The 26,830-nt window shown below is 31.3% G+C and carries 25 protein-coding genes and 1 tRNA gene; 15 read left to right on the top strand and 11 right to left on the bottom strand.

What is annotated here, in order from left to right:
- Window positions 1-77 precede the first annotated feature (77 nt).
- Together mfd and BT151_RS03075 are read left to right on the top strand one after the other, a co-directional pair.
- Window positions 78-3,431: a transcription-repair coupling factor gene (gene mfd, locus BT151_RS03080; protein ID WP_072400283.1), complete on the top strand. Its 3,354-nt coding sequence runs from the start codon at window positions 78-80 to the stop codon at window positions 3,429-3,431.
- A 34-nt stretch (window positions 3,432-3,465) separates the two neighbouring features.
- Window positions 3,466-4,800, top strand: a complete 1,335-nt coding sequence (locus tag BT151_RS03075; protein ID WP_072400282.1) for a TlpA family protein disulfide reductase — start codon at window positions 3,466-3,468, stop codon at window positions 4,798-4,800.
- Between the two features lie 65 nt (window positions 4,801-4,865).
- On the opposite strand, the gene BT151_RS03070 is transcribed toward BT151_RS03075, so the two are convergent.
- Window positions 4,866-5,225, bottom strand: coding sequence for a YraN family protein (locus tag BT151_RS03070; RefSeq protein ID WP_072400281.1), 360 nt, complete (start codon window positions 5,223-5,225; stop codon window positions 4,866-4,868).
- Between the two features lie 128 nt (window positions 5,226-5,353).
- Here BT151_RS03070 and BT151_RS03065 point away from each other — a divergent pair, with 128 nt between their 5' ends.
- Genes BT151_RS03065 through BT151_RS03045 form a run of 5 tightly spaced genes read left to right on the top strand, consistent with a single transcriptional unit; the run spans window position 5,354 to window position 10,017 of the window.
- Window positions 5,354-6,007 carry a metal-dependent transcriptional regulator gene (locus BT151_RS03065; RefSeq protein WP_072400280.1) on the top strand — a complete coding sequence of 218 codons (654 nt, stop codon included), beginning with the start codon at window positions 5,354-5,356 and terminating at the stop codon, window positions 6,005-6,007.
- A gap of 1 nt (window position 6,008) precedes the next feature.
- Window positions 6,009-7,031 (top strand): metal-dependent transcriptional regulator, encoded by a 1,023-nt coding sequence (locus tag BT151_RS03060; RefSeq protein WP_084647846.1) that lies wholly within the window; start codon window positions 6,009-6,011, stop codon window positions 7,029-7,031.
- A gap of 4 nt (window positions 7,032-7,035) precedes the next feature.
- Window positions 7,036-7,800: a FeoB small GTPase domain-containing protein gene (locus tag BT151_RS18975; protein WP_072400279.1), complete on the top strand. Its 765-nt coding sequence runs from the start codon at window positions 7,036-7,038 to the stop codon at window positions 7,798-7,800.
- A 10-nt stretch (window positions 7,801-7,810) separates the two neighbouring features.
- Window positions 7,811-9,229 carry a nucleoside recognition domain-containing protein gene (locus tag BT151_RS18970; protein ID WP_072400278.1) on the top strand — a complete coding sequence of 473 codons (1,419 nt, stop codon included), beginning with the start codon at window positions 7,811-7,813 and terminating at the stop codon, window positions 9,227-9,229.
- Window positions 9,230-9,252: 23 nt separating this feature from the next.
- Window positions 9,253-10,017 (top strand): transporter, encoded by a 765-nt coding sequence (locus tag BT151_RS03045; RefSeq protein ID WP_216231067.1) that lies wholly within the window; start codon window positions 9,253-9,255, stop codon window positions 10,015-10,017.
- Here the strand turns inward: BT151_RS03045 and BT151_RS18455 are convergent.
- The 4 genes from BT151_RS18455 to BT151_RS03030 all read right to left on the bottom strand — a co-directional run bounded on the left by BT151_RS18455 (window position 10,014) and on the right by BT151_RS03030 (window position 13,252).
- A complete protein-coding gene (locus BT151_RS18455; protein ID WP_143144243.1) occupies window positions 10,014-10,151 on the bottom strand; it encodes a FeoB-associated Cys-rich membrane protein in 138 nt (45 codons plus the stop codon). The genes BT151_RS03045 and BT151_RS18455 overlap by 4 nt on opposite strands.
- A gap of 27 nt (window positions 10,152-10,178) precedes the next feature.
- Complete coding sequence (gene feoB, locus BT151_RS03040) at window positions 10,179-12,278, bottom strand: ferrous iron transport protein B (RefSeq protein ID WP_072400276.1); 2,100 nt, start codon at window positions 12,276-12,278, stop codon at window positions 10,179-10,181.
- On the bottom strand, window positions 12,275-12,505 hold the full coding sequence (locus tag BT151_RS03035; RefSeq protein WP_072400275.1) for a FeoA family protein: 231 nt from the start codon (window positions 12,503-12,505) through the stop codon (window positions 12,275-12,277). The genes feoB and BT151_RS03035 overlap by 4 nt, the downstream gene beginning before the upstream one ends.
- 72 nt (window positions 12,506-12,577) lie before the next feature.
- Window positions 12,578-13,252: an SCO family protein gene (locus BT151_RS03030; protein WP_072400274.1), complete on the bottom strand. Its 675-nt coding sequence runs from the start codon at window positions 13,250-13,252 to the stop codon at window positions 12,578-12,580.
- Between the two features lie 172 nt (window positions 13,253-13,424).
- Here BT151_RS03030 and rseP point away from each other — a divergent pair, with 172 nt between their 5' ends.
- Window positions 13,425-14,771 carry an RIP metalloprotease RseP gene (gene rseP, locus BT151_RS03025; RefSeq protein WP_072400273.1) on the top strand — a complete coding sequence of 449 codons (1,347 nt, stop codon included), beginning with the start codon at window positions 13,425-13,427 and terminating at the stop codon, window positions 14,769-14,771.
- Between the two features lie 72 nt (window positions 14,772-14,843).
- A tRNA-Asn gene (locus BT151_RS03020) sits at window positions 14,844-14,917 on the top strand.
- A 55-nt stretch (window positions 14,918-14,972) separates the two neighbouring features.
- Here BT151_RS03020 and BT151_RS03015 read toward each other — a convergent pair.
- The 4 genes from BT151_RS03015 to BT151_RS03000 form a co-directional block, all read right to left on the bottom strand.
- Window positions 14,973-15,173, bottom strand: coding sequence for a hypothetical protein (locus tag BT151_RS03015; protein ID WP_072400272.1), 201 nt, complete (start codon window positions 15,171-15,173; stop codon window positions 14,973-14,975).
- Window positions 15,174-15,175: 2 nt separating this feature from the next.
- The gene (locus BT151_RS03010) at window positions 15,176-15,523 is read right to left on the bottom strand and encodes a hypothetical protein (RefSeq protein ID WP_072400271.1); all 348 of its coding nucleotides are present in this window, start codon (window positions 15,521-15,523) and stop codon (window positions 15,176-15,178) included.
- Entirely contained in the window at window positions 15,524-15,862 is a 339-nt protein-coding gene (locus BT151_RS03005) for a YtxH domain-containing protein (RefSeq protein WP_072400270.1), read from the bottom strand.
- 117 nt (window positions 15,863-15,979) lie between these two features.
- Window positions 15,980-16,336, bottom strand: coding sequence for an arsenate reductase family protein (locus BT151_RS03000; RefSeq protein WP_072400269.1), 357 nt, complete (start codon window positions 16,334-16,336; stop codon window positions 15,980-15,982).
- A gap of 59 nt (window positions 16,337-16,395) precedes the next feature.
- On the opposite strand from BT151_RS03000, the gene BT151_RS02995 reads away from it, so the two are divergent.
- Entirely contained in the window at window positions 16,396-16,860 is a 465-nt protein-coding gene (locus BT151_RS02995; RefSeq protein ID WP_072400983.1) for a DinB family protein, read from the top strand.
- On the opposite strand, the gene BT151_RS02990 is transcribed toward BT151_RS02995, so the two are convergent.
- Window positions 16,840-17,559, bottom strand: coding sequence for a DUF3298 and DUF4163 domain-containing protein (locus BT151_RS02990; RefSeq protein ID WP_072400268.1), 720 nt, complete (start codon window positions 17,557-17,559; stop codon window positions 16,840-16,842). The genes BT151_RS02995 and BT151_RS02990 overlap by 21 nt on opposite strands.
- A gap of 88 nt (window positions 17,560-17,647) precedes the next feature.
- Between BT151_RS02990 and BT151_RS02985 the strand changes: the two genes are divergently transcribed.
- Window positions 17,648-18,787 carry a cystathionine gamma-synthase gene (locus BT151_RS02985; RefSeq protein ID WP_072400267.1) on the top strand — a complete coding sequence of 380 codons (1,140 nt, stop codon included), beginning with the start codon at window positions 17,648-17,650 and terminating at the stop codon, window positions 18,785-18,787.
- On the opposite strand, the gene BT151_RS02980 is transcribed toward BT151_RS02985, so the two are convergent.
- A complete protein-coding gene (locus tag BT151_RS02980; RefSeq protein WP_072400266.1) occupies window positions 18,784-19,587 on the bottom strand; it encodes a THC0290_0291 family protein in 804 nt (267 codons plus the stop codon). The genes BT151_RS02985 and BT151_RS02980 overlap by 4 nt on opposite strands.
- 201 nt (window positions 19,588-19,788) lie before the next feature.
- On the opposite strand from BT151_RS02980, the gene gdhA reads away from it, so the two are divergent.
- From gdhA to BT151_RS02960, 4 genes are all read left to right on the top strand, one after another.
- Window positions 19,789-21,132 (top strand): NADP-specific glutamate dehydrogenase, encoded by a 1,344-nt coding sequence (gene gdhA / locus BT151_RS02975; RefSeq protein WP_072400265.1) that lies wholly within the window; start codon window positions 19,789-19,791, stop codon window positions 21,130-21,132.
- Window positions 21,133-21,259: 127 nt separating this feature from the next.
- On the top strand, window positions 21,260-23,611 hold the full coding sequence (gene porZ / locus BT151_RS02970) for a type IX secretion system anionic LPS delivery protein PorZ (RefSeq protein ID WP_072400264.1): 2,352 nt from the start codon (window positions 21,260-21,262) through the stop codon (window positions 23,609-23,611).
- Window positions 23,611-24,330: a DNA repair protein RecO gene (gene recO / locus BT151_RS02965; RefSeq protein WP_072400263.1), complete on the top strand. Its 720-nt coding sequence runs from the start codon at window positions 23,611-23,613 to the stop codon at window positions 24,328-24,330. The genes porZ and recO overlap by 1 nt, the downstream gene beginning before the upstream one ends.
- A gap of 3 nt (window positions 24,331-24,333) precedes the next feature.
- Window positions 24,334-26,745: a TonB-dependent receptor plug domain-containing protein gene (locus tag BT151_RS02960; protein WP_072400262.1), complete on the top strand. Its 2,412-nt coding sequence runs from the start codon at window positions 24,334-24,336 to the stop codon at window positions 26,743-26,745.
- Window positions 26,746-26,830: the final 85 nt, after the last annotated feature.

Genomic DNA, 26,830 nt, shown 5'->3' with positions numbered 1-26,830 from the left:
ATATCATGAATTTAAGCTGAAACATTAAAAAAAACATTCTAAACCGTATCTTTGCACTCGTAAAACTAAAAAATTAGGTGAGTAAAACTACCCTCTCGCAAACCTACGCACAGACTTTGCAAACGCAAAATCTGCAAACTACTATTGCTCAAACTCAAAGTAAAACGCATTTAAAAGGACTTATAGGTTCTTCGTTTTCATTTGTTATTTCAAGTGTTTTTAAACAAGCAGAAAAACCATTTTTAATCATTTTTAATGATAAAGAAGAAGCTGCTTTTTATTTAAACGATTTAGAACAATTATGTGGTGATAAAGATGTGTTATTTTATCCAGGCAGTTACCGCAGGCCATACCAAATTGAAGAAACCGATAATGCGAATGTATTATTACGAGCTGAGGTTTTAAACCGTATAAATTCGCAAAAAAAACCAGCGATAATTGTTACATATCCAGATGCACTTTTTGAACAAGTTGTTACCAGAAAAGAGCTAGAACGTAATACTTTAAAGGTTTCGGTTAACGATAATTTGTCTATAGATTTTGTAAACGAAGTTTTGTTTGAATATCAATTTAAACGTGTGGATTTTGTTACAGAACCTGGAGAGTTTTCAGTACGTGGTGGTATTGTAGATGTGTTTTCATTTTCGCATGATCAACCTTATAGAATTGAGTTTTTTGGTGATGAGGTTGATAGTATAAGAACTTTTGATGTAGAAACACAGTTATCTATCGAGCAAATTAAAAAAATCAATATTATCCCAAATGTTGCTAATAAATTATTGCAGGAAAGTAGGCAGAGTTTTTTAAAATATATCGCTCAAAAAACAGTAGTTTGTTTTAAAAATGCCGATTTATTCTTTTCTAGAATAGACGATTTTTATAGTAAAGCAGAGGACGCTTTTAAAACCCTTTCTTCAGAAATTAAACATGCCGAACCTAACGAGTTATTTTGTGATTCTAGATTACTAAAAAAGCAATTACTTGATTTTTCAATTATTGAGTTTGGAAGTGTTGCTCTTATGTCTAGTGGAGTCGAGACAGCTCATCATATTGAATTCAACACCACACCACAACCATCATTTAACAAGCAATTTAATCTACTAATTGAAGATTTAAATACTAATCACTATAAAGGTTATACAAATTACATTGCCTGTGTAAGTGAACAACAAGCAAAACGTTTTCACGATATTTTTGATGATTCGCATTTAGAAGTAAAACCTTATAACACGGTTATATTATCATTACACCAAGGTTTTATAGACCATGACAGTAAAATAGTTTGCTATACAGATCATCAAATATTTGAGCGTTATCATAAATTTCATGTTAAGAATGGCTATGCCAAAAAGCAAGCCATTACTTTAAAGGAATTGACTAATTTAGACATTGGCGATTATGTAACCCATATCGATCATGGTATTGGACGTTTTGGAGGGCTTCAAAAAATTGATGTTGAAGGTAAAAAGCAAGAGGCCATAAAGCTGGTTTATGGAGAACGCGATGTATTGTATTTAAGCATTCATTCGCTTCATAAAATCACTAAGTTTAATGGGAAAGATGGCAAACCACCAAAAATTTATAAACTTGGTAGTAATGCTTGGAAAACTTTAAAGCAAAAAACAAAAGCACGTGTAAAACACGTCGCATTCAACTTAATTAAACTTTACGCAAAACGTAAAACAGAAAAAGGCTATCAATACAACCCAGATAGTTATATGCAACACGAGTTGGAAGCTTCTTTTATTTACGAAGATACACCAGACCAAAGCACAGCAACGGCAGATATTAAGGCAGATATGGAAAGCGAACGCCCAATGGATAGATTGGTTTGTGGTGATGTTGGTTTTGGTAAAACCGAAGTTGCTATTCGCGCAGCATTTAAAGCTGTTGATAACGGGAAACAAGTGGCCGTTTTAGTGCCAACAACTATTTTAGCATATCAACATTCTAGAACATTTAAAGAGCGTTTAAAAGAGTTTCCAGTAACGGTCGATTATGTAAATAGATTTAGAACAGCCAAAGAAAAACGTGAAACACTTGAAGCTTTAGAACAAGGAAAAGTTGATATTCTTATAGGTACTCATCAGCTTGTAAGTAAAAATGTGAAGTTTAAAGATTTAGGACTTTTAATTGTTGATGAAGAACAAAAATTTGGAGTCGCTGTAAAAGAAAAATTAAAAACTTTAAAAGACAATGTTGATGTACTTACATTAACAGCAACACCAATACCGCGTACGCTTCAGTTTAGTTTAATGGCTGCTCGAGATTTATCGGTTATAACTACACCACCACCAAATAGATATCCTATTGAAAGCCATGTTATCCGCTTTAATGAAGAAAGCATTCGCGATGCTGTGAGTTATGAAATTGAACGTGGCGGACAAATTTTCTTCATACATAACCGTATTGAAAATATTAAAGAAGTTGCAGGTTTGATTCAGCGTTTAGTGCCCGATGCCAAGATTGGTGTTGGTCATGGGCAAATGGAAGGCAAAAAACTTGAGCAACTCATGTTGTCTTTTATGGATGGTGCTTTTGATGTTCTGGTAAGTACAACAATTGTAGAAAGTGGGTTGGATGTTCCAAACGCAAATACCATTTTTATTAATAATGCCAATAATTTTGGATTAAGCGATTTGCATCAAATGCGCGGTCGTGTAGGTCGTAGCAATAAAAAGGCATTTTGTTATTTTATTACTCCAGAATATTCTGCAATGACCGATGATGCCAGAAAACGTATCACGGCTTTAGAACAATTTACAGATTTAGGTAGCGGTTTTAACATCGCCATGAAAGATTTAGAAATCCGTGGAGCTGGAGATTTACTTGGTGGCGAACAAAGCGGTTTTATAAATGAAATTGGTTTTGATACCTATCAGAAAATTTTAAATGAAGCTATTGAAGAACTCAAAGACAATGAATTTAAAGATTTATACAATGAAGATGAAGCTGATAAGGTTTATGTGAAAGATGTTACTATTGACACCGATTTTGAATTACTTTTCCCTGATGACTACGTAAATAACATTGCTGAACGATTAAATTTATACACGCAGCTAAATAATTTAAAAACGGAAGCAGAATTACATACTTTTGAGAAAGATTTGATAGACCGTTTTGGAGAGTTGCCAAAACAAGTGACCGATTTATTAAATAGTGTTCAAATAAAGTGGTTAGCAACCAAAATTGGTTTCGAGAAAATCATTATGAAACAAGGTAAACTAATCGGTTATTTTATTAACGACCAACAAAGTAATTTTTATCAAAGTGCAAACTTCACAAAAGTGTTGCAATTTGTTCAAACACATTCAAGTGATTGTAAAATGAAAGAAAAGCAAACTCGAAATGGTTTACGATTAATGTTAACTTTCAACAATATAAAAACTGTAAAACAAGCATTAAACGCCTTACAACCTATTGTGGCTTAATTATTGTTTTAAAATAATAACAACACCATTAAAGATGAAACGCTTACTTTTTCTCTCGCTTTTTTTACCTAGTATTCTTCTTGCTCAACATACAATTAAAGGCGTGTTTTCTCCAGCCAAAGATTATAATGTGGCATTATTGTATAAAGTTTCACCTACAATATCTAAGTATATTTCAAATGCAGAAGTGAAAAAAGATGGTAGTTTTGAGATTAAGTTAGATTCTTTAGTAAAAAAAGGTATTTATAGATTGGTTTATGCCGTTCCTCAAGAAGATTATAATTTTGATATCATTTATAATGGAAAAGAAGATATTGAGTTAACCTTTAATTCTGAAACAGGCGTAAAATTCAAAAAATCTACTGAAAACAAGTTACTAGCTTCTTACACTAATAGTATGTCTCTAGTTACACAAAGTATTGGGAATTATTTTAGCCAACAAAGTAAAGACACTACAGCGCTAAAAGCCATTTTTAAAACTCAAAAAGAAACCCAGATAAGTTTTGAAAAAGCAGCTAAAGAAACCATGGCTCTTCAATTTATTAAAGCAAATAAACCTTACATCCCTTTAAAAGTTGAAGATGTAAAAACATATTCAAATAATTTAAAAAAGCATTATTTTGATTTTGTGGATTTTAAAAATAGCACGCTTCAAAGCTCTAATTTTTTGGAAGAAAAAATGCTGAATTATGTTTTTGGAATGTCATCAGATTCTGAAGATGATATTACAAACTATAAGAAAAATATTGAAGTAGTTGGTAGTAAAATGAAAGATGCGCCTCAAAAAGTGAAACGTATTTTGTTAGTAGATTTATGGCAACAAATGGTAGATTTAAATTTAGAACCTGTCGCTAATTACATTGCAGAAACCTATTTAATGGATATTGCTGTGGCATTGAATGATCAAGAACTTTTACATTCCTTAATTTTATATAAAGACACATCTATTGGTAATAATGCCCCAGATTTTGATATAGAAATAAAGGGAAATACTAAACTAGTAACCAAGAAATTAAGCGAACTTAATATTGCCGAAACTTATATTATTTTGTTTTGGAGTAGTGGCTGCTCACATTGCTTAGATGAAGTTCCAAAGTTACAAGCTTACCTAAAATCAAAAAAAACAAGTTCGATTAAAGTTGTTGCTGTTGGTTTAGAAGATGAACCAAAAAACTGGCAAAACCTAATTAAAAATTATCCTGAATTTATACATGTTTACGGTAAAGGTAAATGGGACAACGAAATTGGTGATGCTTATGGCGTAACGGCAACACCAACATATTTTATTTTAGATAAGGACAAAAAATTTATTGCTAAACCTGAAGGTTTAGAGGTTTTAAAAACGTTTTTTGATGATGAGCTTAATTAAGCTACATACGTCATGCTGAACTCGTTTCAGCATCTCGCTAGTTTTTTAACTTATTTAATATATTCTTAAAAATGATAAAAAGCATTTTCTAAATGCTCAATATTAAAATTTTGGCCGTCTTTTATAATAGCAATAATATCAAAACGGACTTCTACATCTAAATTATTTACAGTAACATATTCATCAACAGCTTTAACTAATCGTTGAATTTGTTTAGGTTTTACAAAATCTTGTGGGTTTCCAAAATCTGTACTCGAACGGGTTTTAACTTCAATAATCGCAAGTGTGTCATTTATTTGGGCAATAATATCAACTTCGGCTTTATCAAACCGGTAATTACGTTCAATAATATCGTAGTTGTTTTTCAATAAAAAATCAACAGCTAGCTGCTCTCCTTTTTTACCTAATTCGTTGTGTTGTGCCATTAAGCTAAGTTATAAATATTTTTGTTACTTGCTTCATAAGCTTTAACAGTAAAAATATTTTTAGATAAGACTAAAAATATTTTTATACATGAGTAAATTTAAGTATCTTTGTGTTATATTTATAAATCATGACAACACTATCTGAGGAAAACTATTTAAAAGCAATTTATCATTTAGGTAAACAAGGAGCTACTCCTGTAAGCACAAATGCCATTGCAGAAAAGGTTGAATCTAAAGCCTCTTCGGTAACAGATATGGTTAAAAAATTAGCCGATAAAAACTTGGCAAATTATGTTAAATATCAAGGCGTAAGCTTAACAAATAAAGGTCGCTTAGCCGCAACATTAGTTATTAGAAAACACAGGCTTTGGGAAGTGTTTTTAGTAAATAAGCTTAATTTTTCTTGGGATGAGGTTCATGAAGTGGCAGAACAACTTGAGCATGTTAAGTCATTAAAACTAGTAAATGAGTTAGATGCATTTTTAGAATATCCAACTCACGATCCACATGGTGATCCTATTCCAGATAAAGACGGGAATTATTCACCTATAAAAAGTGTCAATATATTTGATGTTGACAAAGGCAAAGAAGGTGTTTTGTCTTTTGTAAAAGACTCAACAGATACTTTTTTAAAGTATTTAAATAAAAATAAATTAGCTCTAGGAGACACTATTAAGGTTTTAGATTATGAGCCTTTTGATAACTCTTTAACGATAGAAACTAAAACAAGAAAGATGATCATTTCCAAAGAAGTGGCTCAAAATTTATATTTAAGTCTGTAATATGAATAACTACAATCCAATATCGGCACTCATTATATTTTTTGTTATTGTGGCCTTGTTATTTGTGTTTTTTCGCCCAATAAAAGGATGGTTTTGGATTCTTAGAAAGAATTTTAAAAACAATGAAAAAACTATTATTGAAGATATTTTAAAGCAATTATATCATTTTGAAAATTCTGGTAATAAAGTAGATATGAAAACCTTAGTTCAAGTATTGGATTATAAGAACACTAGAATTGTTGAGGCAATAAATAAAATGACCATTAATGATTTAATTTATTTTGAATCAGATATTTTAAAATTATCAGAAACAGGAAGAGAATACGCTTTGCGTATAGTTCGAGTTCATAGATTATGGGAACGCTATTTAGCCGACAAAACAGGTTTTCATAAAACAGAATGGCATGATAGAGCAGAAATGATGGAGCATAAGCTTAATCATGATGAAACTAATACACTCGCAGCACATTTGGGAAACCCAAAGTTTGATCCACATGGTGATCCAATCCCAACAAAAACAGGAAAAGTAGCTCAGGTTAATGGTGTTGAATTACCACTTTTACAAGTAAATACTATTGGAAGAATTACGCATATTGAAGATGAGCCTGAAGTGATTTATAAGCAGATTTTAGCCGAAAATATTCACATTGGTTCGCTTATTAGAGTTATTGAAAATAATAACACACGCATTACTTTTCAATCTGAAGGAGAGGAATTTAAACTAGCACCTATTGTAGCTGCTAATTTAACGGTATCACCTATTGAAAAGGAAGTTGTCATAGAAGATAATATTGCCAGATTATCAAGTTTAGATGAAGAAGAAACGGCAAAAATTATTGGAATATCAAAAGAAAGTAGAGGCGAAAGTAGAAGAAGATTACTGGATTTAGGATTTGTAAAAGGTGCTAAAATTAGTATAGACTTAATGAATCCTTTAGGAGAGCCACATGCCTACTTAATTAAAGGAACCTCAATTGCTTTACGAAAAGATCAAGCGGCAAAAATTCTTATTAAAAAAGATTAAGATTATGGAAACGAAAGTGAAAAGTGCTTGCGATACCTGTGCTCATTTTAATGCAGACGGACTTAAAAAACTAGGAATCCATACTGATAATTTTGATTTTGTAGTAGCATTAGCAGGAAATCCTAATACCGGAAAAAGTACTGTTTTTAATGCCTTAACAGGTTTACGTCAACATACTGGAAATTGGCCTGGTAAAACAGTAACCAGAGCAGAAGGTGGATTTGAGTACAATACTCAAAAATTCAAATTGGTTGACTTACCAGGAACTTATTCATTGCTTTCAACATCTGAAGATGAGGAAGCTGCAAGAGATTTTATTCTTTTTGGAAAACCTAATGTTACTGTTATTGTTGTCGATGCGAATCGTTTAGAACGAAACTTAAATTTAGTACTTCAAATATTAGAAATTACAGATAAAGCGGTTTTGTGTTTAAATTTAATGGATGAAGCGAAACGCAATAATATTTCTATTGATGAGCGAACATTAGCACGCGATTTAGGCATACCAGTAGTGCCTACAAGTGCAAGATTTAATCAAGGTATTCCAGAATTGATTCAAACCATTAGCGAAATTGCTAATGGTACTATCATTTGCAAACCACATAGAATAAAAAATGTACCAGATAATATAGAAAAGGCAGTTAAAACATTAGCTGCTGAAATTGAAAAAGAGTTCCCTAACATTCCTAATAGTAGATGGATTGCTTTTAGGTTATTAGAAGGTGATACACAAATAATTAATGCTTTAAAAGCAGGTGAATTAGTTTAAAATTGCATAAATGAATCAAAAAAATATTGATAATATTATTGAGTTATCTAATGAATTGCGTTGGCAAATTGGTGATGATTTTCATGATAATCTAACAGAAGGTATTTATGCTGATGCTGCGGATATTGTAAAGGATACGGTTCAGGTAGATCATTCTAAAAAGCGGTTTCGTTTAGATTCAAAAATTGATAAAATAGTTACCAGTAAAACCTTTGGTTTTCCCATTATGTTTTTAATTTTAGGAACAGTATTGTGGTTAACCATAGTTGGGGCAAACTATCCATCATCGTTATTAGCAAACTTGTTATTAGATAACATTCATCCTCTTTTAAAATCTGGAGCAGCGAGTATTGGTATGCCGTGGTGGTTAGATGGATTTTTAATTGATGGTGTGTATTTGGCAGTCGCTTGGGTTATAGCTGTTATGTTGCCACCTATGGCTATATTTTTTCCTATGTTTACGCTTCTTGAAGATTTTGGTTATTTGCCCCGAGTTGCCTTCAATTTAGATTCTTTATTCAAAAAATCTGGAGCACACGGGAAACAAGCTTTAACCATGAGTATGGGGTTTGGATGTAATGCTGCTGGTGTTGTTGCTACCAGAATTATAGATAGCCCTAGAGAACGTTTAATTGCTATTATAACTAATAATTTCTCGTTGTGTAACGGGCGTTGGCCAACACAAATATTAATAGCTACCATTTTTATTGGAGCAGTTGTACCAAGTTCTATTTCTAGTTTTGTGTCCTTGTTAGCGGTAATTGGTATTGCTGTTTTAGGAATGGCTTTTATGTTTACCGTATCATGGGCGTTATCTAAAACCGTTTTAAAAGGAGAGGTTTCTACCTTTAATTTAGAACTACCGCCTTATAGACCACCTCGCTTTTGGAAAACTATTTACACTTCTTTAATTGATAGAACTTTAATTGTATTATGGCGAGCTATAGTATTCGCAGCACCTGCTGGAGCTGTTATCTGGTTAATTTCTAATATTTATATTGGTAATGAAAGCATAGCATCTTGGGCTATAAGCTCAATGGATGGATTTGGATTTCTCTTAGGGTTAAATGGTGTTATTTTATTGGCTTACATTGTAGCAATTCCTGCAAATGAAATTGTTATTCCTACTATTTTAATGCTTACAGTTATGGTTACAGGAATATCTGGAGGTGAAGGCGCAGGTGTAATGTTTGAATTAGATTCAATGAATGCTACTGGAGATGTTTTAAGAGCTGGAGGATGGACCTTGCTTACAGCAATTAACCTCATGCTGTTTAGTTTATTGCATAATCCATGTAGTACAACTATTTATACCATATACAAAGAAACGAAAAGCGCAAAATGGACCATTTTTGCATCAATTATGCCAGTTATTTTAGGGTTTGTTGTAACGTTTTTAGTCGCTCAATTTTGGAGGCTTTTTATTTAAACCTTTTAAATAGGAATAATATTTTGAAGTCAAGATTTATTATAGCAATACTATTTTTTTTAGTGACTTACTTTTCAGGGAATACACAAACAATCATTACAGATAGACCAGACCAAACTGAAAGTTCATCAACTGTTAACAAAGGAAGTTTACAAATAGAATCGGGAATTTTATTAGCTTTTAATGAAGATGATTTAATTTCAGAAAGACAAATATTAGCTCCTACAACATTATTTAGATATGGAATTTCAAAAGTTTTAGAAATTAGAGTTCTTAGTCAATTCGAAAGTTTGAAAGATCAAAATACGTCTCAAAAAATTAATGGTATTAGCGATTTAGAAATTGGAACTAAAATTCAGTTATTTAAAAAGGAAAATGTAAACACCGAAATTGCTTTTCTTTCTCATGTTATTCTGCCAACGGGTTCAAAATCTTTAACAAATGATGCTTTCGGAACAATAAATAAACTATCTATCTCTCATGAATTGAATAATACAATGGGTTTAGGTTACAATGTTGGTTACGATTATTTTGGTAAAGGCAACGGCGATTTAACATATTCTGTTGCGTTAGGAATTTCGATAACAGAAATATTTAGCTTTTATATAGAACCTTATGGAGCTTTGTTAGATTTTAATAATTATGAATCTAATTTTGATGCTGGAATTACTTACTTAATTCAAGATAATTGCCAGTTAGATTTCTCTTTTGGTACTGGCATTAATCATACTATGAATTACCTTTCTATAGGTTGCAGTATTAATATTGCAAAAGCAAATAATAATTAATGGCAACCACAGGCATCACCACCACCACAAGCCTTTTTTGAAGCCGTTTTTTTCCAAAAGTATTTTTTTACCAAAAAGGTAAGAGCAAATGCCATAGATGTAAAAACCAATATGTTTTGAATAAGTGTGTTCATAATTATTTAGTCGAATTTAATTCATTTTCATTTCAAAAATTGAAAAGCAATTAAAGCTACAATATACGCAAAACCACTCATAATGACTAATTGTAAAATAGGCCATTTCCAAGTATTTGTTTCACGTTTTACTACAGCAAGCGTACTCATACATTGCATAGCGAAGGCATAAAATAACAATAAAGAAACTCCTGAAGCAAACGTAAATAGGGGACCTCCCAAAATAGGGTTTACTTCTCCAGCCATTCTGTTTTTTATGGTTTCTTCCTCGTCGCTACCAACACTATAAATAGTGGCTAGTGTACCAACAAAAACCTCACGTGCTGCAAACGAGCTTACAATAGCAATGCCAATTTTCCAATCGTAACCTAAAGGTCTTATTGCTGGTTCAATGGCACGACCAGTTATTCCTATAAAGGAATGCTCTAATTTATATGACGCAATATGTTGTTGCAATTCATCATTTGATAACTGTTGTGAAGCATATTCAGTTTTAATAATATTTTCTGCATTATTAAAATCTTCGCCAGGACCATACGATGCTAAAAACCATAGAATAATGGATATTGCTAAAATGATTTTTCCTGCACCAAAAACAAATGATTTTGTTTTTTCAACCACTGTTAAAGCTACATTTTTAAAAAGAGGTAGTTTATAGTTCGGCATTTCAACAACAAAAAATGTTTTGCTTTTTATTTTTAATACTTTATTGAGAATATATGCTGATATAATTGCTGTGCCAAACCCTAAAAGATATAAAAGCATTAAGGTTAAAGCTTGATAACCTAAACCAAAAAAACGGCCATCTGGAATTACTAAAGCGATAATTATTAAATACACAGGAAGTCTTGCAGAACAAGTTGTAAACGGTGTTACTAAAATAGTTATTAAACGCTCTTTCCAACTTTCAATATTTCGGGTTGCCATAATAGCTGGAATAGCACAAGCTGTACCAGATATAAGCGGCACAACACTTTTTCCGCTTAATCCAAAACGACGCATAATTCTGTCCATTAAAAACACAACACGACTCATATATCCACTTTCCTCAAGCACGGCTATAAATAAAAATAAAAAGGCTATTTGCGGAATAAAAATCACAATTCCACCTAATCCTGGTATAATACCTTCTGCTAATAGACTAGTAAAAGCGCCTTTAGGTAATTGATTTTTTGTCCATTCGCTTAATGATGCAAAAGAGCTATCAATAAAGTCCATTGGAATACTGGACCAATCGTAAATAGCTTGAAAAATAGTAAGTAAAATGAAAAAGAAAATAACATAACCCCAAACTTTATGGGTTAAAACGCGATCTAATTTACTACGTAAATCTTTAGCTTGAGAAGCATCAATGGTTTGTCCAACTTTAAGAACATTATTTATAAACTGATAACGTTTTATCGTTTCCTTTTGCTGTAAGCGTTTTAGGTCGCTTTTACTTTTAGTTTTGAAGTTAGCGACAGCATCAATTTCCTTTCTATCAGTTTTTCCAAAGTTTACATCTTGTGTTATAACTAACCAAAGTTTATATAATAATTGATTAGGGAACGCTTTTCTTAAATTGTCAAAGTATTCTTTATCAATTTCTGAAGCATTTAAACAAGGCTCAATGGAAATATCTTTATAATTAGCAATTAAGGTTTTTAAATTATCAATTCCTAAATTTTTACGCGTACTTATTAAGGCTATTTTAGTTTTGAGATGCTCTTCTAAATAGTCAATATCTAAAGAAATACCCTTATAATTCATACGATCTGACATGTTAATAACCAAGAGCGTAGGGATTTCTAAATCTTTAATTTGTGTAAAAAGTAAAAGGTTTCGTTTAAGGTTTTCAACATCACTTACAACAACAGCAATATCTGGAAAATCTTTATCATTTTTATTAAGGAGAAGCTCTATAACAACGTTTTCATCAAGTGATGATGCGTTCAAACTATAAGTCCCCGGTAAATCAATAATATGTGCTTTAACACCTCGAGGTAATTTGCAAATACCTTCTTTTTTTTCTACAGTAATACCAGGATAATTACCAACTTTTTGGTTTAACCCTGTTAAAGCATTAAAAACGGAAGTTTTTCCGGTATTTGGATTACCTATTAAGGCAACATTTATCTGTTTACTCATACTATTTTTTCAATTAAAATATGAGAGGCCGTTTCTTTTCTAATAGCTAAATGAGATCCATTTATATTTAAATACATAGGATCTTGAAAAGGAGCTAATTGAACAAGCTCTACAGAATTGCCAGGTAAACATCCCATTTCTAGTAATTTTAATGGAATATGAATAGATGAAACATCTTTAATTATAGCGTGTTCGCCTCGTTTTAAATTTGCTAAAGTGTCTTGCAAGCTTATTTAGATTGATTTTAAAGAAGCAAAAGTAATGTAAATATTCAGCCTAAAAAAATTGTTGCTAAAAAACTATTTGGAGTCTTCTTTTTTAAGGATTTTAATGTCTTCTAGAAGTCTATCTATATCTTCTGCATTGGTGCCATCATAAAACCCACGTATTTGTCGTTTTTTATCAATTAGCATAAAATTTTCGGTATGTATCATATCAAACTCACCTCCATATTCATTATCCTTAACAGCAAGGTAACTTTTTCGGGCAAGATCATATATTTGTTTTTTATCACCAGTTACCAAATTCCATTTACTGTCATTAACCCCTTTTAATTTTGCATAGCGTTTTAATTGAGCGACACTATCAATTTTTGGAGTTACAGAATGAGAAAGTAGCATCACTTCGTCATCATTTATTATCTTTTCTTGAATTTCAGCCATGTGACCTGTCATAATCGGACAAATAGTTTGGCAGGTTGTAAAAAAGAAATCGGCAACATAAATCTTGTTCTTATAATCTTCTTGGGTAATGGTTTTTCCGTTTTGATTAATAAGACTAAAATCGGCTATTTTATGATATTTCTTTTGATATTGAATAGTACTATCAACAAGTTCTGTACTTACCATAGCAGGCTGGTAAATATTAAGAGGCTTGTAAACATTAAGAGTATTGTAAATTAATACAATAATTATGATAGATATTACTGCAAAAACAATGGCAAACTTTTTGTAATCCTTAAAAAATGATAGCATTAAAAAACTGTATAATTTTGAATATGAACAAAAATACAATGAAATTTAATTATGCAGAATTTAAACGGCACATAAATTATTGTTAAATCCATTGGCAATATTTGATTGTCTTTTTTAAAGTTGGTTTAAAAGCTTACTTTTGTGCGATTATAAAAAATTGATTGAAGATACTATGGAGTTTGTTATAAAAATATCTCAGTTTTTACTGAGTCTTTCTTTACTAATTATTTTGCACGAGTTAGGGCATTTTATTCCTGCAAAAGCTTTTAAAACGCGAGTTGAGAAATTTTACTTGTTTTTTGATGTTAAGTTTTCATTATTTAAAAAGAAAATAGGCGAAACCGTTTACGGCATAGGTTGGTTACCATTAGGAGGTTATGTGAAAATATCGGGTATGATTGATGAAAGCATGGATACCGAGCAAATGGCACAAGAGCCTCAACCTTGGGAGTTTCGTTCAAAACCAGCGTGGCAACGTTTAATTATTATGTTAGGTGGTGTTACGGTTAATTTCTTATTAGCAATTCTTATTTATATAGGGATGAGCTATTTTTATGGAGATAAATTTTTACCAGTTGAAAATATTACAGATGGTTTTTTAATTGAAAACACTGTGGCTAACAAAGCAGGATTGTTAACAGGCGATAAAATTATTGCTGTTGATGGAGAAAAAGTTGAAAATTTTTCTGCACTTCCTGAAAAAGTATTGTTTGGAAAACAAATTACCATTGAAAGAAATGGAGAACAGTCGAACATTACATTTCCAGAAGATTTTCTCGCACAATTAATAGATTCAAAAGAAAAGGATTTTATTGAATTAAGAGAGCCTTTTATAGTTGTACAAGTTCCAGATACTTCATTTAATAAAAATAGTGGTCTTAAAAAAGGCGATATTATTTTTGGTTTAAATGATTTTGAAACTAAATATGCAGATGAGGTTAAGTTAGGATTAGAAAAATTTAAAGGACAAGAGGTCGCTGCTAAAGTTTTAAGAGATAAAGCTGAAATAAATGTTCCTTTAAAAATTAGCAATGAAGGTAAGTTAGGTTTGGTTTATGCCTCTAATTCTACACCGGAAACTTTAGAAGCTTTAGGATATTATAAATTTGAATCAAAAAAGTATGGTTTTTTTGAATCTTTTCCAGTTGGTTTAAAAAAGGCAAAAGATAGAATAGTTTCTTACTGGGATCAATTAGGAGCCATTTTCACACCAAGTACAGGCGCCTATAAAGGTGTTGGTGGCTTTAAAGCCATTTATGATATTTTTCCAAGCGTTTGGAATTGGCAGTACTTTTGGAATATTACCGCATTTTTATCTATTATGTTAGGGGTTGTAAACTTATTACCTATACCAGCATTAGATGGTGGTCATGTGATGTTTTTATTATATGAAATGATTTCTGGAAGAAAACCAGGAGATAAATTTATGGAGTATGCACAAATGGTTGGATTCTTTATTTTAATAGCTTTAGTTTTGTTTGCAAACGGTAATGATATTTATAAAGCTATTTTTGGATAAATTTTTTTAAAATTAAGTTTGCAGTAAATAAAAATATATATATATTTGCGCTCGCTAAGGCGAAAAACACATTCCTTCTTAGCTCAGTTGGTTAGAGCATCTGACTGTTAATCAGAGGGTCCTTGGTTCGAGCCCAAGAGAAGGAGCAAAAAAAGTCTAACAGAAATGTTAGACTTTTTTGTTTTTAATAAATAAAATAAGCTATTTAAGTATTTTCTTTGCCAGTAGCATAACCCCAAACTTGCTAGCCATTTTAAAACCAGATTGAATCCAGTTAAGTGGTTTTAAATCTTCTTTATAAGCCTCTTTAACCACTTTAAATTCTTCCAAAGCAATTTGACGTTCTAAATCGAGAATTTTTAATTCACGTTCTATAGTTTCTGAATTATTGTAAGTTTTCATAATTAGTTAAAAAAGGTTTTTGATAATTTTTTAATTATAAGATTGTTTAAATGCTTTCTAAAAAGAAAAACAATTAGTGATAAAATTAAAAATATGAATCCAACCCATAAAAAGCCTAGTGCGTAATTATCTAAACTTTCACCAATTAAAATAGCTAAAGCTATTGCTAAAAAAACGATACCTAATAAAAGTAAAGCACCAATCGCAAAGGCTTTAAAAACCAAACTAACAGATATTGTTAACTGTTGGAAGATTTTAAGCTTATAATATTCGTAGGAAGTTTTTAAATATTTTTCTCCTACTTCTTTTGCTTTTGAGTTCGTGTCATTTATAGAATCAACTAATCTCATTTAAGCTATTTTATCTTTTTGTAATTGTTTGTTTTTCATTTTTAAGTCTTTCAACTTATTCTCAAGAGACGTAATAATGTCGTCTGCTTTATAACTCGCATTGGATACTATAGATTCTACTTGTTCATCTAAAGTTTGCTTTTGAGTTGATGCAGTAGAAACGACTCTGTCTTTTAAGTCTATAGCGGTTTCGGCTATTTTTTGTTTAGCTAATAGTGCTTCATCACTAAGTTTTTGTCTTGTGCTGCTTCCTTTATCTGGAGCAAAAAGAATTCCTAATGCTGCCCCAATTGCGGTTCCTGCTAATATGCCTAAAACTGTATTTCCGTTATTACTCATAATATTTTTTGTTTTTAATTAAACTTAATTTTGTTTTATTAAATATACGTTGAGTTGGTAATAATAGTTATCTCAATTCATGTGAATATTAACTGATTTACCTTTATTAACAGAGATTTAACTAATCCCAATATGATTTTTAGCTGCCTCGACTGTTTTTTTAGAATTTCCTATAAAAATCTCATTATCAATAAGAATAACAGGTCTGCTTAAAAAAGTGTAATGTTCTAAAATATATTGTTTGTAATCTCGCTCACTTAAAGTTTGGTTTTTCAAATCCATTTCCTTGTAAAGTTTAGAGCGTTTGCTAAAAAGAGCTTCGTAGCTTCCTGCAAGTTCTTTCATCTCCTCTAATTGCTTTACAGTTATTTCTTCAGTTTTAATGTCTTGTAAAACAAATTCAGAAGATAAGTTTAACTCCTTTAAAATTCTTAAACAGGTACTACACGTTTTTAAATAATATACTTTTTTCATTCTATGATATGGTTTCTAAAAAACAAATTAAAACTATATTTATCAAAAAATTAAGCAATATGGATTTTACATTTCAGGTTTTAAATAATACAAGAGGTATTTTTAGTAAAATAATTAATAATAATTCTCTAGAAGATTTAAATAAAATACCGAAGGGATTCAATAATAATATCATTTGGAACATTGCTCATATTGTGGTTTCTCAACAATTACTAGCTTATAGGTTGTCGGGTTTAGAATCTACACTTTCTGATGAAATGATTAATAAATATAGAAAGGATACAAAACCAGAAGGAGATATTTCGCAAGATGAGGTTAACGACATACAAGAGTTATTGTTTTCTACTTTAAAAAAAACAAAGGAAGATTATAGCAAAGGTGTTTTTAAAACCTATAATGAATACACTGTTTCTACAACAGGAAATACCTTAACAAATATTAATGAAGCATTACAGTTTGTAACAATACATGAAGGGATTCATTATGGCTATGTTTTGGCGCTTTTAAAGGCTATTAAAAACTAAGTAGGGTTCAGCTTCATTAAAAGGGATTGCAAACTCAATAACACCTACAGAGTAAGGTGCAATTTCATAGGTATTATAAAGCAAAACAATGCCTTCTTCGCTGTACGCCATATTTGTTGGTAGCTCAAAGGTTTCAGTATCAAAAACTAAGTCATTTTCTTTTAAAGCTTCATCAAAATAAGGTTTTGCAAAATCTTTAAAGGCTTCAATATTATTAATTAGTTTACTATTATTAATTAGTTCACCGGTTTCGGTTTCAAAATTCAAAAAAGAAATATGCAAAGCACCATGAGCGCCACCAGTATTAGTATAAGAAGTAATAGCTATACTTGTAATTTCTGATGATTGAAACATAACTTCACCATCAATTTGTGCTTCCCATTCTGGAACTGTTTCTGGGAAATCAGTTTTAAAAGTGATGAATTCTTTGTTAAAGGAAATAATACTTTCTTCAATAGATTTTGAAGTGATTTTGTCTGGATCTCCAATATGTAATGCGGCTATTATTGATTTTTGAATTTCTGAATTTATTTTATCAGCTATAGCTTTGTTTCCAATAGCTTTTGGGATATTTATTTCAACTATCTCGTTGTCTTCAGTAGAAATATCAATTTCTGTAAAAGATGTTTTTAACTCCTCTTTACAGGCTATAAAAAAGAAAAATGAGCAAATAATTATAAGGTGTTTTTTGTGTAGCATAAGTAAATTTATTAACCAACATTAAAGGTAATTATTGCATTTGAATACACCGAATTATAACTTACATTTGTATAAATTCAATTTAAAAATGAAATTTAACACTAAAGTAATTCACGGCGGACAAGAACATGATAAGGCTTATGGAGCAGTAATGCCGCCAATATATCAAACATCTACTTATGCACAAACCACACCTGGTGGACATAAAGGGTACGAGTATTCAAGAACGCATAACCCAACTAGAAATGCTTTAGAAAATGCTTTTGCAAGCATTGAAAACGGTAATTATGGACTCGCATTTGGTTCAGGACTTGCGGCAATTGATGCTATAATAAAGCTCTTAAAACCTGGTGATGAGGTTATTTCTACTAACGATTTATACGGAGGTTCTTTTAGATTGTTTACTAAGATATTTCAAGATTTCGGAATTAAGTTTCACTTTATTGGCATGCAAGAAGCATCAAATATTGAGACTTTTGTAAATAAGAATACTAAGCTTATTTGGGTTGAAACACCAACAAACCCTATGATGAATATTATTGATATTAAAGCAGCTTCAAAAATTGCAAAAGCTAATAATATATTGTTAGCTGTCGATAATACTTTTGCAACGCCATACCTACAAAAACCATTGGATTTAGGCGCGGATATTGTGATGCATTCTGCTACAAAATACCTTGGCGGACATAGTGATGCAGTTATGGGCGCTTTAATAGTAAAAGATAAAGATTTAGCAAATAGATTATATTTCATTCAAAATGCTAGTGGCGCTATTTGTGGTCCTCAAGATAGTTTTTTAGTGTTAAGAGGCATAAAAACGTTACATGTTAGAATGCAACGCCACTGTGAAAATGGAAAAGCTATTGCAGAGTTTTTAGTTAAGCATCCTAAAATTGAAAACGTTTATTGGCCTGGTTTTGTAAATCATCCAAATCATGAGATTGCAAAAAGCCAAATGAAAGATTTTGGAGGTATGATATCATTTACTACAAAGGGAAATAATTACGAAGAAGCTATAAAAACTATCGAAAATTTAAAAGTATTTACTTTAGCAGAGTCTTTAGGTGGTGTTGAGTCATTATGTGGTCATCCAGCAAGTATGACGCATGCAAGCATACCAAAAGAGGAACGTGAAAAAACAGGTGTTGTAGATTCTTTAATTAGACTTAGTGTAGGTATTGAAGATATTGAAGATTTAATTGTCGATTTAAAGCAAGCTTTGGGTTAATCTAAATAATATATATAGCCAATATTTACCCATACTAACCAATCATTATTTTTATTATATTCTAATTGATGGTTTAGACCATCAACCCAATCGCTAAAATAATATTGCCCTCTAACATCTAGCATTAGGTCTGCTAGTTTAGATAATTTATATCTTACACCAACGCTACTAACCACAGACCAAGTACTTCCACTAGAGGCATCAACAGATCCTGGATTCCAAAGAGAATAAAAATTGCTTGGGTCTGTTAAATCGCCAATAGCTAGGGGATTTGGATTGGCATAAGTTGTGTTTACTTCAGCATTGAATAAAGTATAATGTATACCTAAACTAATAAATGGAGCTACTTTGGGAGTAAATGATTCAAATGCGTGAATATTTAATGGAAAAAACTCTAATTGAGTACCCAAATCAATATTTTTGGATACACCTGTATGTCCTCGTAATCTTTTGGCATCCTCAGATGTTTTGCTAGGATCAACCCATTTTCCAAAATGTTCTAATTTAGTTCTATTCCAGGATATTTCATTGCGGATTTTAAAATGCTCAATAAAATATGTTTCTCTAAAACTATAATGATAATTTTTTCGGTAAGAAAAATTAAAGAAATGAACAATACCTATTCCAATGCCAGAATTACCAAAATTGGTTTCCCCTTCATTACGACTGCCATAATCTGACCTAAATTGTACAGGACCAGCTATAACCCCTATTTCATGAGAGAAGCCTAATTGAGCATTAGCAGTTTGAAATATAACAAACAAACAAAAATAAGAAACTAACTGTTTCAAGTTAAGCATAATAAGGTTCGTTTTCTTGAGGCATTATTAATAACAAATATATAAAAACTCATTTAAGAAACAAATGTTAATAAATTTACTTAAATATATTAAAAATATCTATTGCGAAATTTTAAAAACAAAGGCATTATTTTTAAAGATAACGTATCTTTGCGCCGATAAATTACGTATTTAATAAATTATAGTGTAATATAAGTGCATATGAAAAGTAATATTGAAGCATTTTTAGACCTTGTAAAAGAAAGAAATGGTCATGAACCGGAGTTTTTACAAGCTGTAGAGGAAGTTGCAGAAACTGTAATTCCTTATATTGTTGAACATGATATATATTATGGTAAAAACATTCTGCTTAGAATGGTTGAGCCAGAACGTGTAATATCATTCAGAGTGTGCTGGGTTGATGATGCTGGAGAAATTCAAGTAAATAGAGGGTATAGAATTCAAATGAATTCTGCAATTGGACCTTATAAAGGTGGGTTGCGTTTTCATCCTACTGTTAATATGAGTATTTTAAAGTTCTTAGCTTTTGAACAAGTATTTAAAAACTCTTTAACCACTTTACCGATGGGTGGTGGAAAAGGAGGTAGTGATTTTGATCCTAAAGGGAAAAGTGACAATGAAATAATGAGGTTCTGTCATGCTTTTATGAGTGAATTATTTAGACATATTGGTCCAAATACAGATATTCCTGCAGGAGATATAGGCGTTGGTGCTAGAGAAATAGGATTTCTGTTTGGAATGTATAAAAAATTAAGAAACGAATTTACAGGTGTTTTAACAGGCAAAGGAATGTCTTGGGGAGGATCGTTAATTAGACCAGAAGCTACTGGTTATGGTAATGTTTACTTTGCTGAGAAAATGCTAGAAACAAAAAATAACAGTTTTAAAGGAAAAGATGTCGTTATATCAGGTTCTGGTAATGTGGCTCAATATGCAGCTGAAAAAGTATTGCAAATAGGAGGAAAGGTTTTAACACTTTCAGATTCTTCAGGATATATTTACGATGCTGATGGAATTGATGCTGAAAAATTAGCTTTTGTGATGGAGTTAAAGAATGTAAAAAGAGGTAGAATTAGCGAGTATTTAGAGTCTTATCCTAACGCAAAATTTGTAAAAGGAAAAACACCTTGGGAAGTTAAATGTGATATTGCTTTACCATGTGCTACACAAAATGAACTAAATGAAGAAGACGCCAATATGCTTTTAAAGAATGGTTGTATTTGTGTTAGTGAAGGCGCAAATATGCCTTCAACAAAAGAGGCTATTACAGCATTTCATAAAGCAAAAATATTATTCGCGCCAGGTAAAGCATCAAACGCAGGAGGTGTTGCGACTTCTGGTTTAGAAATGACTCAAAACTCTCTAAGATATAAATGGTCAAGAGAAGAAGTTGATAATAAGCTTAAAGATATTATGGCAGATATACATAAATCGTGTTTAGAATATGGTAAAGATGATGATGGGTATGTAGATTATGTTAAGGGCGCAAATATCGCTGGGTTTGTTAAAGTAGCAGATGCTATGTTGGCTCAAGGTGTTGTGTAGAATTGTATTATTATATTAAATCAATTAAAGGCTTCTTGTTTTACAGGAAGCTTTTTTGTTTAAAATATATTATTTTAAAGCAAAACTCGTTAGATATAAATATATTTGAAAACTCAAAAAAACATGTATGTATAAGAAACTAGTTGTTTTTTTAATTTGTGTATTTCCAATACTTAATTTTTCTCAAGATTTTTCTACACTTTGGAAAGGGCATTTTTCATACAATGAAATAAAAGATATTACTGAAGGTGGCAATAGTAAAATTTATGCGGCTTCAAATAACGCTATTTTCAGTTTAGACACACAAACAAATGAAATTGAAGAAATAACTACCGTTAATGGCCTTTCAGGTGATGCAATTTCAACCATTTATTATAGTGAAGTATATGAATTATTGGTTATAGGTTATGAGAATGGATTAATCGAAATAGCTTTTGATAATGATGATAACATATTAACAGTAGTTGATATTGTTGATAAGCCTACAATACCACCTACAGATAAAAGAATTAATCATTTTAATGCCTATCAAAATTTTATATACATCTCTACAAACTATGGGATTTCAGTTTTCGACTTAGATAAACTAGAATTTGGAGACACTTATTTTATTGGAAATGGTGGTGCTCAAATTCAGGTAAGTGAAACCACTATTTTTAACAATAATATATATGCGGCATGCTTAGGGGGTAATGGTATTAGAAAAGCAGAAATATCAAACCCTAATTTAATAGATTTTCAGAATTGGCAATTAGTTAACTCAGGAAATTGGACAGCTATAGAAACTCAGGAAGATAAATTATATGCCATAAATACAAATAGAAGAATTTATCAAATTATAAATGATGTTATTAGTGAGGTGTTTTTGTACACCAATGCTCCTTTAGATTTAAGATTTGTTAGAGACAATTTAATTGTTACAACGCAAAATAATGTTTTTTTATATGATGCAAATTTCAACCTAGTTTCTCAAGTAGATATTGATTCCTCATTTAGTAGCCTGTATACAGCAGCTACTGCGGATTTAGACAATATTTACATAGGAACGAAAGATTTTGGAATTTTAAAAACCCCACTTTTAAGCCCAGTAGTTTTTGAGGAAATTCATCCAGATGGTCCTTTATTAAATATTCCATTTTCTATTGAAGTAGAGCCCAATGGTTTGTGGGTAACTTTTGGAGAATACGATTTATATTATAATCCATATCCATTAAATAGTCGTGGTTTTAGTCATTTAAAAGAAGATGAATGGATTAATAATCCTTATAGTGAGGTTTTAACAGCAAAATGTTTAAACGAAATAGCCGTTAATCCTTTTAACAATAATCAAGTATTCATAAGCTCATTTTTCAATGGTTTATTGGAGGTTAATGAAGATGTGCCTACTATTTTATATAATGAAACAAATAGTGGGTTAGAGTCTTTAGTTTTGCCAGGCAATGCAAACTATATTGATTTAAGAGTAGGGGCATCAGAATTTGACAAAAATGGATTGTTATGGACTATTACAAGTTTAATAGATAGACCTTTAAAATCATATAATCCTAGTACTAATAAATGGATGTCTTATAGTTTTACTGATCTAATTTCTAATGGGTTTTCCGGAAACCAAGGGTTTTCAAATCTTGTTATTGGAGGAGATGGTACAAAATGGGTGACAAGTTTTCAATTTGGACTAATTGGGTATAATGAAAATGGGGGTAATCAACTTATTAGAAGTTTATATAAAGAAGATGAAAACATGCCTACTACAATAGCCACTGCATTAGCATTAGACCAAAGAAATCAACTGTGGATTGGAACTTTTAGAGGGTTGCGTGTTCTGTATAACATCTCTAACTTTTTTACTGATGATAATGTAAGAGCAGAAGAAATTATTATTGAAGAAGATGGTATCGCTAAAGAATTATTATTTCAGCAAAATATTACAGATATTGAAGTAGATGGTTCTAATAATAAATGGATAGGAACTTCAGATTCGGGATTATTTTATTTTTCATCAGATGGACAAAAAACCATTTTTCATTTTACTAAAGATAATTCACCGTTACCATCAAATAGTATAAATGATGTATCCTTGGATAATACAAACGGGACAGTTTACATTGCAACAAGTAAAGGGTTAGTGTCTTTTCAATCTGGTGGATCGAGTTCTTTTGAAGACTTAGAAAGCGCTTACGCTTACCCAAATCCTGTAAGACCTAATTTTAACATCGTTGATGAAAAGGTAAAAATTAAGGATATTTCAGAAAATGTAAATATCAAAATCACAGATATAGAAGGCAATTTAGTTGCCGAAGCTCAATCTAGAACAAACCAAAGATACAATGGCTATAACCTTGAAATAGATGGAGGGACAGCCTATTGGAATGGTAAAAATTTTGCTAATAATGTAGTCGCTTCTGGGGTTTATTTAATTATGCTTTCAGATTTAGATACTTATGAAACTAAAGTTTTAAAATTAATGGTCGTTAGATAATGCTAATCACTACAAACGCTATTGTTCTATCTAAATTAAAATATAAAGACAACGATCTTATAGTTAAGTGTTATACAGAGCAATTAGGTGTTTTAAGCTTTTTGTTACGAGGTGTTTTAAAGAATAGAAAAGGCGCCACAAAAGTAGCATATTTTCAATTATTATCTCAATTGCAAATAATGCTTGTTTATAAGGAGAATAGGTCTTTACAAGCTATTAAAGAAACTAAGTTGAATAATATTTATGCGAGCTTACATTCAAATGTTTTAAAAAGCTCTATTGTTATGTTTTTGTCCGAAGTTTTATCAAATACGTTAAAAGAGGAAGAACAAAATGATGCTCTTTATAGCTATTTAGAAAACACTTTATTATGGCTAGATTCTCAACAAGAGTATTCCAACTTTCATTTATTATTCCTTTTAAAGCTAACTAAATATTTAGGGTTTTATCCAGATACAACCCAAATGGAATTCCCGTTTTTTAATTTAAATGAAGGTAAGTTCGAATTAAAACCTAGTGATAGATATAGTGTTTCTGGAGAAAATTTAACATTACTAAAAACCTTATTAGGCACAACATTTGATGCCTTACCTAATGTGAGAATTAATGCAAAGCAAAGACAGGCTTTTTTAAGTATGATTTTGCTTTATTTTGAATTACATTTAGGTAATTTTAAAACCCCTAAATCACTACAGATATTTAATCAAGTTTTTAGTTAAAACATGAAGTTTTTTTACATTGTTTTCTTTTTATTAATTGGATCTACACTATCACAGGCTCAAAACATAAAGGTTTTAAATTCATTAACGAAAGAGCCTGTTTTTGGAGTAGCAATTTATAATGTAGATAAGTCTAAAAGTGTGGTTACTAATTTTAGAGGAGAGGCTGATTTAAATGTGTTTTTGGAAACTGAAATCATATATTTCAAGCATTTATCACACATTTTAAAAAAGATAACAAAACGTAAGCTTGGGCAATCAAATAAGGTGTATTTGGTTTCTAATACGCAAGGTTTGGATGAGATTGTTATTTCTGCATCAAAGTTTGAGCAAAGTAAAAAAGACATTCCACAAAAAATAGTAAGTACAAATAAAGAAAGTATTCAATTTACAAATCCACAAACTGGTGCAGATTTACTGGAAAATACAGGGCAAGTTTATATTCAAAAAAGCCAATTAGGAGGCGGAAGCCCAATGATAAGAGGTTTTTCAACTAATAGGTTATTAATTACTGTTGATGGTGTACGCATGAATAACGCTATTTTTAGAGGCGGAAATTTGCAAAACGTTATTTCCATCGATCCTTTTTCAATACAAAACACAGAGGTTACATTAGGCTCAGGATCCGTAATTTATGGAAGCGATGCTATTGGTGGTGTGATGAGTTTTTATACGCAAAAACCACAATTATCATACACAGATTCGTTGTTGTTTGATGCTAATATGATATTAAGATACGCTACTGCCAGCGATGAAAAAACAGAACATTTCGATTTTAATTTAGGCTATAAAAAGTGGGCATTTGTTACCAATGCGAGTTATACAGATTTTGGAGATTTGCGTATGGGAAGCCAAGGTCCTGATGAGTATTTAAGACCAGAATTCGTTTTAGCAACAAATAATGGCGATGTTATTATTCAAAATAACAATCCTTTGGCGCAAAAGGTAACAGGTTATAATCAAATAAACCTGATGCAAAAAGCACTTTATAAACCTGATGCAAATTTAAGCTTCGATTTAGGCTTGTTTTATACAGCAACATCAGACTATTCAAGGTACGACCGTTTAATACGCTATCGTGGAGGCACATTACGTTCAGCAGAATGGAATTACGGCCCACAAAAATGGTTTATGTCTAATTTGCAAATCACGAAGTTAAGTAGCAATTCTATAATTTATGATAAAATTAAAGCTACAGTAGCCTATCAAAATTTTCAAGAAAGTAGAATGGATAGAGATTTTCAATCTAATATAAGAAACTTAAGAGAAGAAGCGGTCGATGCTTATTCATTTAACTTAGATTTTGAAAAGCAACTAAGCACTAAAACAGAGCTTTTCTACGGTTTGGAATACATTTATAACAAGGTTAAATCTAGCGGTGATGAAGAAGATGTTTCAACAAATATAGTAACGCCAACAGTTTCGCGATATCCTAATGGTGCAAGTTGGCAATCGGCAGCAGTGTATACAAGTTTTAAATACAAACCAAACACGAGATTTGTATTTCAATCGGGTTTGCGTTTTAATCATGTTATTTCTAAAGCAGATTTCACAGAGAATAACACCTACTTAAATTTACCTTTTAGCACATCAAAAAATGAAGCAGGCGCACTTACAGGAACCGCTGGCATTAGTTGGTCGCCTAATAATACATTACAGTGGAAATTAAACGCATCTTCGGCATTTAGAGCACCAAATATTGACGATGTTGGTAAAGTTTTTGATTCTGAGCCTGGCTCTGTGGTGGTGCCCAACGAGAATTTACGACCAGAGTACGCTTACGGTGGAGAATTAGGTTTAAAATTGAATTTTGGCGATAAGGTTATTTTAGATATGAATACCTATTATACGTATTTAGATAACGCCTTAGTGCGAAGAAATTACACCTTAAATGGCGAAAACGAAATTGTTTATGATGGCGAATTAAGCAATGTGCAAGCCATACAAAACGCCTCAAAAGCGTGGATTTATGGTTTTGAGGTTGGTGCAAAAATCAACTTTACAAATCAACTTAAATTGACAACGCAATACAATATTATTGGTGGAACCGAGGTAGAAGGCAATATAGAAGTACCCGTAAGGCATGCAGCGCCAAGTTTTGGAAACACACATTTAGTTTGGGATTCTGGAATTTTAAAGTTTGATGCGTTTGCTAATTACAATGGCGAATTATCCTTTTATCAATTAGCGCCATCTGAAACAGAAAAGGATTATATCTATGCTTTAGATGCAAAAGGCAATCCATACAGTCCATCTTGGTATACACTTAATTTACGCACACAATATCAACTAACCAATTCTATAACTTTAACTGCAAGTTTAGAGAATATTACAGACCAGCGTTATAAAACCTATTCATCTGGAATAGCTGCTGCTGGAAGAAACTTTATTTTGGCTTTAAAGTATAGTTTGTAATGTCATTGTAAGGACGAAATACGTGGCAATCTTACTAAAAGAAACCGGATAACTTAAACAGACGGCTTCATCTGTGTTTGCAAAA

The organism is Flaviramulus basaltis (assembly GCF_900114265.1).
GTDB classification, from domain to species: Bacteria; Bacteroidota; Bacteroidia; order Flavobacteriales; family Flavobacteriaceae; genus Flaviramulus; species Flaviramulus basaltis.
This window is presented reverse-complemented; position numbering and strand designations above follow the sequence as displayed.

Bases quoted from the DNA above. Each gene is read 5' to 3' on its own strand.
- BT151_RS03010 (WP_072400271.1), bottom strand. From the start codon at position 15,523: ATGAGATTAGTTGATTCTATAAATGACACGAACTCAAAAGCAAAAGAA.
- BT151_RS18975 (WP_072400279.1), top strand. From the start codon at position 7,036: ATGGAAACGAAAGTGAAAAGTGCTTGCGATACCTGTGCTCATTTTAAT.
- BT151_RS03005 (WP_072400270.1), bottom strand. From the start codon at position 15,862: ATGAGTAATAACGGAAATACAGTTTTAGGCATATTAGCAGGAACCGCA.
- rseP (WP_072400273.1), top strand. From the start codon at position 13,425: ATGGAGTTTGTTATAAAAATATCTCAGTTTTTACTGAGTCTTTCTTTA.
- BT151_RS03070 (WP_072400281.1), bottom strand. From the start codon at position 5,225: ATGGCACAACACAACGAATTAGGTAAAAAAGGAGAGCAGCTAGCTGTT.
- porZ (WP_072400264.1), top strand. From the start codon at position 21,260: ATGTATAAGAAACTAGTTGTTTTTTTAATTTGTGTATTTCCAATACTT.
- BT151_RS02960 (WP_072400262.1), top strand. From the start codon at position 24,334: ATGAAGTTTTTTTACATTGTTTTCTTTTTATTAATTGGATCTACACTA.
- BT151_RS02995 (WP_072400983.1), top strand. From the start codon at position 16,396: ATGGATTTTACATTTCAGGTTTTAAATAATACAAGAGGTATTTTTAGT.
- BT151_RS02990 (WP_072400268.1), bottom strand. From the start codon at position 17,559: ATGCTACACAAAAAACACCTTATAATTATTTGCTCATTTTTCTTTTTT.
- feoB (WP_072400276.1), bottom strand. From the start codon at position 12,278: ATGAGTAAACAGATAAATGTTGCCTTAATAGGTAATCCAAATACCGGA.
- BT151_RS03060 (WP_084647846.1), top strand. From the start codon at position 6,009: ATGAATAACTACAATCCAATATCGGCACTCATTATATTTTTTGTTATT.
- BT151_RS02980 (WP_072400266.1), bottom strand. From the start codon at position 19,587: ATGCTTAACTTGAAACAGTTAGTTTCTTATTTTTGTTTGTTTGTTATA.
- BT151_RS03075 (WP_072400282.1), top strand. From the start codon at position 3,466: ATGAAACGCTTACTTTTTCTCTCGCTTTTTTTACCTAGTATTCTTCTT.
- BT151_RS03000 (WP_072400269.1), bottom strand. From the start codon at position 16,336: ATGAAAAAAGTATATTATTTAAAAACGTGTAGTACCTGTTTAAGAATT.
- BT151_RS03030 (WP_072400274.1), bottom strand. From the start codon at position 13,252: ATGCTATCATTTTTTAAGGATTACAAAAAGTTTGCCATTGTTTTTGCA.
- recO (WP_072400263.1), top strand. From the start codon at position 23,611: ATGCTAATCACTACAAACGCTATTGTTCTATCTAAATTAAAATATAAA.
- BT151_RS03065 (WP_072400280.1), top strand. From the start codon at position 5,354: ATGACAACACTATCTGAGGAAAACTATTTAAAAGCAATTTATCATTTA.
- gdhA (WP_072400265.1), top strand. From the start codon at position 19,789: ATGAAAAGTAATATTGAAGCATTTTTAGACCTTGTAAAAGAAAGAAAT.
- BT151_RS02985 (WP_072400267.1), top strand. From the start codon at position 17,648: ATGAAATTTAACACTAAAGTAATTCACGGCGGACAAGAACATGATAAG.
- BT151_RS18455 (WP_143144243.1), bottom strand. From the start codon at position 10,151: ATGAACACACTTATTCAAAACATATTGGTTTTTACATCTATGGCATTT.
- BT151_RS18970 (WP_072400278.1), top strand. From the start codon at position 7,811: ATGAATCAAAAAAATATTGATAATATTATTGAGTTATCTAATGAATTG.
- BT151_RS03015 (WP_072400272.1), bottom strand. From the start codon at position 15,173: ATGAAAACTTACAATAATTCAGAAACTATAGAACGTGAATTAAAAATT.